This window comes from Brevundimonas sp. UBA7838, assembly GCF_002500885.1.
GTDB classification, from domain to species: domain Bacteria; phylum Pseudomonadota; class Alphaproteobacteria; order Caulobacterales; family Caulobacteraceae; genus Brevundimonas; species Brevundimonas vesicularis_C.
The window spans coordinates 1-7710 of the sequence record NZ_DLTK01000024.1 but is presented as its reverse complement, the minus strand read 5'-3'; the positions used below and the strand labels follow the sequence as shown (position 1 = coordinate 7710).

The following is a 7710-nucleotide window of genomic DNA, read 5'->3' as shown; positions in this document are numbered from 1 at the left end:
CCCGTCAGCACCAGCCGTCTCAGCCGCGTCCTCTGCTCGCCTGCGAACCACGGCCCTATGGCATAGCCCAGCGCCGCCACGCCGATCCACGGCAGCAGCGGATAGGAGGTCCTCGCCTGGGCGCTCCACGGCAAATCGATGAAACCGCGATCATGCAGTACGGCCCAGATCGCATGGCCCGGCTGTCCCGCCGCGATGGTGATCGGGTCCAGCAGATTGTGGCCCAGCACGATGACCAACCCAACGGCGATCAATACCGGACGCGGCAGATGCACCAGGGCCGCCAACGCGATCATCGACAGGCCGATGGCCCAGATCACCTGCAGATAGATCAACTCGGGCGTGATCGAGAAGGTCCAGGCGAAGTTGACCACCGTCAGCTCCAGCACGACCAGAAACAGACCGCGTTTCAGCAGGAAGGCCGATGCCGCGCCGGCTCCGTTGCCGCCGCCCGCCTGCTTGTTTCCGTACAGCCAGGCCCCCAAACCCGTCAGGGCCACGAACACCGGCGCGCACAGATGGGCCGACAGCCGGGTGAAGAACAACGCCGGCGAGGTCGCCTCCACATTCATCGGGTCCGAGACCTGGGCGTGGATGAAGAAGAACTCTCGCGCGTGGTCGACCAGCATCAGCAGGATGACCAGCCCGCGCAGGGCGTCGATGGATCGGATCCGACCGACCGCACGGCTTGGCGCGGCAGTCGAAGAAGCGGAGGCGGGAACAAGCGTTGCAGCGGTTGACATCATTAGGCGGAAGCGGATAGCCGATACAGTATAACATTTCAAACGGAGCCTGCCTTGTCCCTCCTTTTGAGCTGCGCCAGCGCGTGCCTGCTGGTCGCCGCCAACGCCCCCGCCCCCGTCGCTGTCGAGGCGGTCGAGCCCGAGCCAGTGGGGGAGATCGTCGTTCTGGGCCGCCGCTTGGCGCCGCGTGACCTGACCCTGGGCGCAGGATCGATCACCGAGGCCATGTCGCCGTCCAGCCGCTCCATCGAGAACGATCTGATCAAGGCCGTGGGCGCGACGCGCCTTGCCGATGCGCTGGAACTGGTCAGCGGCGTCAGCCAGCAGAACAATCGCGGCGGCGTCATGGACAACTTCGCCATCCGCGGCTTCCTGGGCACGCCCGACGGCGGGGCGGAATATTACGTCGACGGCTTTCTGGCCAATCGCGGCATGGCCCCGCCTCGCGACCCAGCGACGTCCGAGCGGATCGAGGTGCTGAAGGGGCCGTCCGGCGCCCTGTTCGGCGACATCGACCCGGCCGGACGCATCAATATCGTCTCCAAGACCCCCCGCTTTGCCGCCGCCGCCGCCTTTACCGCCACGGTGGGATCATTCGGCCTGCGCCGCGGCGAACTGGACCTGACCGGCCCGATCAACGACTCCCTGGCCGGACGGCTTGTGGTGGCGGGCGAGACCTCTAACGGCTGGCGGGACTATGTCGGCCTGGACCGCACCGTGGTGGCGCCGTCCCTGACCTGGCGTCCCACCGACGATCTGCGCCTGACCTATGTGGGCGAGTTCACAACTTTCACGACCCTGTTCGACCGGGGGATGCCGGCGATCAACGGCGACGCCCTGTTCCTGCCGCCCTCGAACTATTACGGCGAGCCAGGCGACGGCGTGACCCGCTTCCGCAACGAACGGCATCAGATCACCGGCGAATACCGGATCAATGACGACTGGAGCCTCAACGGCGGCGTCGCCTGGCGCGGCGGCTCGCTGAAGGGCCTGTCCAGCGATCAGTCGCGCCTGGTCGGCGACCAGCTGTGGCGTCAGCGTCGCGGACGCGACTTTTCGGTCGAGGACCTGTCGGCCCGGCTCGAGCTGAACGGCGTGGTCGAAACGGGGCTGGGCGTTCACAACCTCGGTTTCGGGGTGAAGGCCTATCAGCTGACCTATGGCGAGAAGTGGCTGCGCATCAATCCGACTGCGGCCAATCCCTATCCGATCAATGTCCTCAATCCCGTCTATGGCGCGGTCACGCCGCCGACGCCCCTGCCCTTCACCGACAATCTGGAAACGCGCGACGTCGTCACCTTGTACGCCCAGGATTTGTGGGAGGTGAACGACCGCCTCAGCCTGCTGACCGGGCTGCGGTTCGACGACTACAACCAGACCATCCGAAACAACCGCACCAGCGCCGTCGGCGAGGCCCGCGATACGCCCCTGAAATACCGCTTCGCCGCACGCTATCGCCTGACCGACAAACTGACCGCCCACGCCAGCTATGGTCAGTCGTTCGTGCTAAACTCCGGCACGGGTTGCGACGGCTCCGGCTTCGCGCCCGAGGATGGCAAGGGCTACGAGATCGGCCTGGCCGGCGCCTGGGACGGACTGGACCTCGCCGCCACCGTCTTCGACATCGAGAAGTCGAACATTCTGACGACCGATCCCGTCGATCCCAACTTCCTGGCTCCGGTGGGCAGGCTGACGACGCGCGGGATCGAACTGGACGGCGCCTTGAAGATCGACAACGTCTGGCAGGTGGTGGCCAACTACGGCTGGACCGACGCCAAGGCCGACGACAGCGCCTTCGCCACCGACGCCGTGCTGAACGTGCCCGAACATTCCGGCTCGCTGTTCGTGATAGGTCGCTTCCCCACCATCCACGGCACGACCTGGTCATTCATGACCGGCGCGGCCTACGTCGGCGACCGGGCCGGCGGCCTGGCGCTCGGCGCGCCAGAACTGCCTGCCTATTGGAAGGCCAAGGCGGCGCTGGACTACGGCCTGACGCCCCAGGTCACGGCCCGCGTCGAGGTCGACAACCTGTTTGACAAGCGTTACGCCGCCAGTTCCTACAGCGCCCTGTGGATCTACCCCGGCGCCCCGCGCAGCGTCCGCGCCTCGCTCAGGATCGCCTTGTGAGGCGTCTGCTCAGATGACGAAGTCGTACACCACATCGGCCAGGGTGTGATCCATGGTGCGGGCCGGTTCGGCGTTGGTCGGGCAGTTGACCAGCCGGGCCGGCACCCCCGCCACAGTACAGCCGGACGGCACGGCCTTCAGCACCACCGAGCCCGACGCCACCTTGGCGTAGTCGCCGACGTGGATATTGCCCAGCACCTTGGCCCCGGCGCCCAGCAGAACGCCCTTGCCGATCTTGGGGTGGCGGTCGCCGCGTTCGGCGCCCGTCCCGCCCAGGGTCACGCCGTGCAGCATCGACACGTCGTCGCCGACCACCGCCGTCTCGCCGATCACGATGCCCGTGCCGTGATCCAGAAACAGCCCCTTGCCCATCTGCGCGGCCGGATGGATGTCCAACTGGAACAGTTCTGAGATCCGGCTCTGGAAGTGGAAGGCCAGCGTCTCGCGCCCTTGCCCCCACAACCAGTGCGCCACGCGCCAGCCCTGCAAGGCCTGGAAGCCTTTGAAATACAGGAAGGGCTGCAACAGGTTGCGGATCGCCGGGTCGCGTTCGGCCACAGCCTGCAGATCCGCCTCCGCCGCCTCGACCATCGACGGGTCCGCCTTGAACGCCGACAGACAGACTTCGCGCACCGACATGGCGCTCATCTCGCCGTCCGCCAGCTTGCGCGCGATCTGAAAGCTCAGCGCGCCCGCCAGGTCGTCGTGCGACAGGATCACCGCATTCATCTGCGAGCCCAATTGCGGCTCCTCGCGCGACGCCGCCTCGGCGGAGGCGCGTAGCTGACGCCACACGCTGTCCATTTCGATTTCTGCGACGACTTCCAGCTTGGCCATGATCGGCTCCTTCGGCGACATCATACGCGCCCCAGCAAAGCGCGCGCCAGCGCCTCGGGCAGTTCACCGTTCATCGCCATATGATAGGCTTTATAGGCTGTCGCCACCGTCAGGCTATCGCGCACCGTTCCCCGCCCGATCTCGTCCAGCAGATCCAGGAACGGCACCCGCGCCACGGCGATGATCTCGGTGGGATCGGGATCGATCGGCGCGGGCGACAGGCCCCAGGCGATCCAGGTCATGCCGATCTCGTCGGTGATGGAGTTCGACATCTCGACCTTCAGCGCCGGCAGCCAGTGTTCGGCCTGCAATCCCGCCTCTTCGGCCAGTTCGCGCCGGATGCCGTTGAAAGGATCCTCATCCAGCGGCGCACCGCCTTCGGGCATTTCCCAGCTGTAGTTAGCGTGGGCGAACCGCTGCTGGCCCACCAGGGTCACCGTCCCGTCGTCGTGGACGGGCAGGACGCCGGTCCCGACGTTCTTGAACCGCACGACGGCATAGTCGGCCTTCATCCCGGTCGGCGCCGTCGCCGGGTGCCGGGTCAGGGCCATCCAAGGGCTGTCGAACACCGTCTCGGTCCCGTCGCTGCGCCACGCCGGCGGTTTCGCCAGCCCCTCAGCCCATTTCGGTTCGTCGGATTTGCGCATGAGCCACCTATGGCGAAGACGCGGATGAAAGCCTAGCTAGACGGCATGGTCGCGCTCAACGAACCCCTGCCCCCGCCCGTTCCGTCAAAAGATTTCCGTGACCGCCTGGCCCAGCGGCGCTCCGCCCCGGCCCAGGCCCTCGTCGCGCCGGGCCCGTCCGAGGCCGAACTGGACGAGATCCTGACCCTGGGCGCCCGCACGCCCGACCACGGCAAGTTGTTCCCGTGGCGGTTCGTCGTCCTGGGGCCTCAATCGCGCGCCGACATCGCCGCCCGCCTCGCCGTGCTGGTCGAACTGCGCAACGGCCCGGCCAAAGATCAGGCCGTGCTGGCCAAGCTTACCGCCGCGCCCGTCACCATCCTGGTCGTCTCGACGCCGGTCGAAGGATCCAAGCCGATCTGGGAGCAACAGCTGTCGGCCGGCGCCGTCTGCATGAACCTGGAACACGCGGCCTCCGGCTTCGGCTATTCGTCGAGTTGGATCACCGACTGGTATAGCTACGAGCCCCAGGCCACCGCCCTGTTCGGCCTGACCGAGGGCGAGAGCGTCGCCGGCTTCATCCACATCGGCACGCTGGATGAACCCGCGCTGGAACGCCCGCGTCCCGACCTGGCCGCCAAGGTCACACGCCTGCCGTAAGCGGGTGACATAAGGTCGCCCTACGTCGGTTTGACCTCGACCGACCCCGCCTTCCTCCCCCAAGGCCTTCGTATGGATTCCCTGTTGCAAGCCGTGGGCGATTTCGTCGCCCGCAACCATATGTGGGCCGGCGTCATGTTGGGCCTGGTCGTGTTCGTCGAGTCGCTGGCGGTCGTCGGCGCCTTCGTGCCAGCCACCGGCCTGCTGGTCGCTGCGGGCAGCCTGATCGCGGCCGGCGTGCTGGACCCTGTCAATGTCATCGTCGGTTGCGTCATCGGCGCGGTGATCGGCGACGCCATCTCCTACTGGGCCGGACGTCGACTGGGCGTGCGCTTCCTCCAGCGCCCGATGTTCAAGGCGCACCGCCGTCGCATCGCCTGGACGCGGTTGTACTGCCGTCGCTACGGCGTCATGTCGATCTTCGTCGGCCGCTTCTTCGGTCCGTTGCGCGCCTTCGTGCCGCTGACCCTGGGCATGCTCAGGATGCGTCAGCGAGCCTTCCAGTTCGGCAATGTCACATCCGGGATCGTCTGGGTGCTGGCCATGCTGGCGCCGGGCTATCTCGCCGCCCAAGGCCTGGCGAAGATGGAAGTCCTCAGCGAGGCCCATGGCCCCACCCTGCTGATCGGCGGCCTCGCCGTCACCATCCTGGTCGTCGCCGTGGTCTATCGCCTGGTAAAGGCCCGCATGAGCCGCAAGTCCGCCATCATGCGCGGAGCGCTACAGGGCCGCTAGGTTCCTCTTCCGGTCGGTGCACCAACGAGACCAGCACCACCGAGATGATCATCAGCAGGAACCAGCTGCCCAGCTTGGCCAGGGACACCATTTCCCATCCGTCGGCTTGGCCCGGATAGACCCAGGCCCGCCCCAGCGTGCCCAGGTTCTCGGCGAACCAGATGAACAGCGCCACCAGGAAATAACCCAGCAGCAGCGGCATCGACCGCCGCTTCCGGTCCGCCGTGAAATAGAACCATCCCCGCCCGAACAAAACGGCGGTCGCGATGAACAGCGCGATGCGCACGTCCGGCAGCCAGTGATGGGCGAAGAAGTTGACGTAGATGGCCGCCGCCAGCACCCAGGTCGTCCACAGCGGCGGATACCTCCGCACCCGGATATGGAAGATGCGCTGCACCCGCGCGATATAACTGCCCACCGCCGCATACATGAAGCCCGAGAATAGCGGCACCGCCCCGATCCGCAGCAGACTGTCCTCGGGATAGACCCACGACCCGTGCGCGGTCTTGAACAACTCCATGATCGTCCCCGCCACATGGAACAGGAAGATCACCCGCGCCTCTTCCCAGCTCTCCAGCCGGAAGATCAGCATCGCCGCCTGGATCACCACCGCCCCGACCGCCAGGAAATCGTAACGGGACACCGGCGCCCTCTCCGGCCAAAGCAGAAACGTCCCCAGGATCAGGGCCAGCATCAGCCCCCCGAACATACACGCCCACCCCTGCTTCAGCCCGAACCACAAGAACTCATAGGCCTGGCGCCGCGCCCACGACCGATCCGCCCACGCCTCCGCCCGCGTCATCAGACGGCGCCCCCAGGCTTCGAGCGGAAGTGCGTGATTCATCGCATTACCCGTGACGGCGCAGCGAAAAACTTCAAGAGCGGACCGCTCCCGCGCTGCGGAGTTTCAACCGCACGAAAGGAACCCGCGAGCGAATTTCCTGTTCGACATCAGTCTTTAACGCCTGCCGCCTTAGACTTGCCGGCCAGTAGGAGAAGCTTATGTCTTGCGCAGGCTGTAAGGATGGGGCGGGTTTTGACCTGCCGATCACCATGGCGTTCCAGCCGATCGTCGATGTGACGACCCAGACGGTCTTCGCCTACGAGGCTCTGGTGCGGGGCAAGGACGGCCGGGGCGCGGGCCAGGTTCTGTCGCATATCTCCCACGACAACCGCTATGCTTTCGATCAGCTGTGCCGCACGACCGCCATCGATCTCGCCGCCGGTCTGGATATGACGGCGCGCGGCGCCAGCCTGTCGATCAACTTCCTGCCCAACGCCGTCTATGAGCCGCGCGTTTGCATCCGCGCCACCCTGGCGGCGGCGATGCGCACCAACTTCCCGGTGGATCGGATCATTTTCGAGTTCACCGAGAGCGAGGTGATGGACACCGACCACATCCTCAACATCCTGCGATCCTATCGCGCCATGGGCTTCAAGACCGCCATCGACGACTTTGGCGCCGGCTATGCGGGTCTGGGCCTGCTCACCCTGTTCCAGCCCGACATCGTCAAACTGGACATGGCCCTGGTTCGCGACATCGACACCAACACGGTCAAGCGCACCATCGTGCGCAACACGCTGAACATGCTGCGGGACCTGGGCATCCAGCCCGTCTGCGAAGGCATCGAAACCTTGGCCGAACATGATGTCGTGCGCGATCTCGGCGTCGATTTGATGCAGGGCTATCTGGTGGCGAAGCCGGCCCTGGAAGCCCTCTCGCCTGTCGCCTGGCCTGACCAGGCTGCGCCTGCGGCCCTGAGCGCCTGATCGCCACGCGCGCGCCGCTGAACGGCGGACGCGCCCACTCTGACTATCCCCGCCCGCGATAGGTCGGCACGCCCTGGTCCGGCAGCCACAGGCCCTCGGGCGGCGCTCCGGTCTGCCAGAAGACGTCGATCGGGATGCCGCCGCGCGGATACCAGTATCCCCCGATCCTCAGCCATTTGGGCTTAAGCAGGTCGGCCAGCTTGCGGCCG

General features: G+C 66.3%; 8 protein-coding genes and 1 pseudogene. 4 read left to right on the top strand and 5 right to left on the bottom strand.

Annotation, left to right across the window (positions count from 1 at the left end):
• The coding region (locus tag B3T77_RS01140) for a DUF1624 domain-containing protein (RefSeq protein ID WP_292076306.1) at window positions 1-746 on the bottom strand (746 nt) is incomplete at its 3' end.
• A gap of 51 nt (window positions 747-797) precedes the next feature.
• On the opposite strand from B3T77_RS01140, the gene B3T77_RS01135 reads away from it, so the two are divergent.
• Window positions 798-2873 carry a TonB-dependent receptor gene (locus B3T77_RS01135; protein ID WP_292076305.1) on the top strand — a complete coding sequence of 692 codons (2076 nt, stop codon included), beginning with the start codon at window positions 798-800 and terminating at the stop codon, window positions 2871-2873.
• Between the two features lie 9 nt (window positions 2874-2882).
• Here the strand turns inward: B3T77_RS01135 and cysE are convergent, their stop codons facing one another.
• Together cysE and B3T77_RS01125 are read right to left on the bottom strand one after the other, a co-directional pair.
• A complete protein-coding gene (cysE, locus tag B3T77_RS01130) occupies window positions 2883-3710 on the bottom strand; it encodes a serine O-acetyltransferase (protein WP_055754922.1) in 828 nt (275 codons plus the stop codon).
• 20 nt (window positions 3711-3730) lie between these two features.
• Complete coding sequence (locus B3T77_RS01125; protein ID WP_066622976.1) at window positions 3731-4357, bottom strand: NUDIX domain-containing protein; 627 nt, start codon at window positions 4355-4357, stop codon at window positions 3731-3733.
• 45 nt (window positions 4358-4402) lie between these two features.
• On the opposite strand from B3T77_RS01125, the gene B3T77_RS01120 reads away from it, so the two are divergent.
• Both B3T77_RS01120 and B3T77_RS01115 read left to right on the top strand, forming a co-directional pair.
• Window positions 4403-4996 (top strand): nitroreductase family protein, encoded by a 594-nt coding sequence (locus tag B3T77_RS01120; RefSeq protein ID WP_292076296.1) that lies wholly within the window; start codon window positions 4403-4405, stop codon window positions 4994-4996.
• 72 nt (window positions 4997-5068) lie between these two features.
• Entirely contained in the window at window positions 5069-5731 is a 663-nt protein-coding gene (locus tag B3T77_RS01115; RefSeq protein ID WP_292076293.1) for a DedA family protein, read from the top strand.
• On the opposite strand, the gene B3T77_RS01110 is transcribed toward B3T77_RS01115, so the two are convergent.
• Entirely contained in the window at window positions 5703-6575 is an 873-nt protein-coding gene (locus B3T77_RS01110; protein WP_409514547.1) for a DUF817 domain-containing protein, read from the bottom strand. The two genes, B3T77_RS01115 and B3T77_RS01110, sit on opposite strands and share 29 nt — an antisense overlap.
• 158 nt (window positions 6576-6733) lie before the next feature.
• Between B3T77_RS01110 and B3T77_RS01105 the strand changes: the two genes are divergently transcribed.
• Window positions 6734-7501 carry an EAL domain-containing protein gene (locus tag B3T77_RS01105; protein WP_292076290.1) on the top strand — a complete coding sequence of 256 codons (768 nt, stop codon included), beginning with the start codon at window positions 6734-6736 and terminating at the stop codon, window positions 7499-7501.
• A gap of 43 nt (window positions 7502-7544) precedes the next feature.
• On the opposite strand, the pseudogene B3T77_RS01100 reads toward B3T77_RS01105, so the two are convergent.
• Window positions 7545-7710: pseudogene (locus B3T77_RS01100) on the bottom strand (NADPH-dependent 7-cyano-7-deazaguanine reductase QueF); the annotation flags it as partial.

Bases quoted from the DNA above. Each gene is read 5' to 3' on its own strand.
- B3T77_RS01105 (WP_292076290.1), top strand. From the start codon at position 6,734: ATGTCTTGCGCAGGCTGTAAGGATGGGGCGGGTTTTGACCTGCCGATC.
- cysE (WP_055754922.1), bottom strand. From the start codon at position 3,710: ATGGCCAAGCTGGAAGTCGTCGCAGAAATCGAAATGGACAGCGTGTGG.
- B3T77_RS01125 (WP_066622976.1), bottom strand. From the start codon at position 4,357: ATGCGCAAATCCGACGAACCGAAATGGGCTGAGGGGCTGGCGAAACCG.
- B3T77_RS01115 (WP_292076293.1), top strand. From the start codon at position 5,069: ATGGATTCCCTGTTGCAAGCCGTGGGCGATTTCGTCGCCCGCAACCAT.
- B3T77_RS01120 (WP_292076296.1), top strand. From the start codon at position 4,403: ATGGTCGCGCTCAACGAACCCCTGCCCCCGCCCGTTCCGTCAAAAGAT.
- B3T77_RS01110 (WP_409514547.1), bottom strand. From the start codon at position 6,575: ATGAATCACGCACTTCCGCTCGAAGCCTGGGGGCGCCGTCTGATGACG.